Consider the following 1484-nt stretch of genomic DNA (forward strand, 5'->3'; position numbering starts at 1 on the left):
ACTCGTTCAAAAATTGCAAGAAATTACGAATGAATTGGTTACGACAAAAGAGCATTTAGCGAATACGGAGAAAAAATTAACTGAAGTAGAAGGTAAAAATAGTGAATTAGAAGTTTTTATAGAGAAGAAGCTAGAGAAGCGAGATCAGCTATTGCTTGAAAACATTAGAGATATGCAGGCTCAAAATCAGAAACAAAAACGGAAAGGTTTTTTCGGTTTGTTTAAAAAGTAAATTTGGCCGGTATTTTATGTAAGGTTCTAATGTGGGGACAAGAAGAATAGAAATATAGCATACATACAATAAGGGAATGCAGTATAGATTAATTTATATGCATTCCCTTATTGTATGTATATGTTTTTTTATTGAATAAAAGTAATTATTTAATTTTTGAACCTATCCATTGGCCTAATTTTTTACCCCATTCTCGTGGATAATGTCCTGCATCAGTTCCAATTACTTTTCCTCCGCCATTAGTGTTTAATAATTCTTTTTTAGATAAAGTTTCAAATTTGTTATTTTTCATTCTTAAACTTCCTTTCTGATTATATTTATTAATTATTCTAAATAAATTATACAATATAATAGATTTATATTGCAATTTTATAATCTTTAAATTTTGAGTATATTTTGGTGACAGTAAAAAAATATGCTCTTGTAATCTTTTTATTTAGATTAGAGGGAGATGTCTTAGGACAGGGTCATAGTCAATGTTTTTGGCAAGATTCGTGGTTCTATTGTTAGAAAAAGGCGAATAAGAATATAGCATACATACAATAAGGGAATGCAGTATAGATCAGTCTACAAGCATTCCCTTGCTATCGTTATGTTATTTTTTAGTGATTTTGATTTTTAAAAATGCAATTATTGCTAATAGCATACTAAAAAGAATAAAAACTTGAGCATCTTGACTTGGGTTTGGATCATAACTTTTTTGTATTTTTGTAATTAGTTCATGCATTTTATTTCTCTCCTTTAAAGTAAAATATTTAAAATTATTGTTGATTATAATAATAAATCCTGTATTAATAATGCAAATATATTATGTAGTTCATGTATCCAAAAAACGGTCCAAAAAGCAGACATTACAACATAATTTTCTTTATGTTTCTTTTGGTATATCCAATATGCATAATTGTAAAGCATACCAACGATTGTAGTACATATTATATAAGTAATTCCAAATTGGTGGTTTAGTCCAAATATGATTGCTGGAATTGTAATAATTAATATATCGTATTTGCGGATCCATGGAATACTTTGTAAAATCCAAAATGAAAACTTTTGAAAAATTAAAGTTTCTATTAGTGGAGCTATAATTAATACTGATAATATTTGTATAAAGATAGAATCCTCACTAGATGGATGATTTTGTAATGGGGGGAGTAGTAAAGTAAATGGTATAGTGATTAGAAAACTTAATATTGTTATGGTTAAAATAAATGGTAATGTTTTTAGTTCCCATAGAAATTTATGTATGTTTTTT

At 27.0% G+C, this 1484-nt stretch carries 3 protein-coding genes and 1 pseudogene; 1 reads left to right on the forward strand and 3 read right to left on the reverse strand.

Translation table 11 applies throughout. The features are described 5' to 3' along the window. Positions 1-232 (forward strand): annotated as a pseudogene (locus tag MR107_RS29930) (MerR family transcriptional regulator); the annotation flags it as partial. A gap of 145 nt (positions 233-377) precedes the next feature. Here MR107_RS29930 and MR107_RS29935 read toward each other — a convergent pair. The 3 genes from MR107_RS29935 to MR107_RS29940 all read right to left on the reverse strand — a co-directional run. Beyond that, positions 378-524, reverse strand: coding sequence for a hypothetical protein (locus MR107_RS29935; protein WP_170265049.1), 147 nt, complete (start codon positions 522-524; stop codon positions 378-380). 303 nt (positions 525-827) lie between these two features. After that, positions 828-959 (reverse strand): hypothetical protein, encoded by a 132-nt coding sequence (locus MR107_RS31455; protein ID WP_255259189.1) that lies wholly within the window; start codon positions 957-959, stop codon positions 828-830. Between the two features lie 44 nt (positions 960-1003). Then, a partial coding sequence (locus MR107_RS29940) for a CPBP family glutamic-type intramembrane protease (RefSeq protein ID WP_242293147.1) occupies positions 1004-1484 on the reverse strand: 481 nt, incomplete at its 5' end.

The organism is Bacillus cereus group sp. BfR-BA-01441 (assembly GCF_022663075.1).
GTDB lineage: Bacteria > Bacillota > Bacilli > Bacillales > Bacillaceae_G > Bacillus_A > Bacillus_A cereus.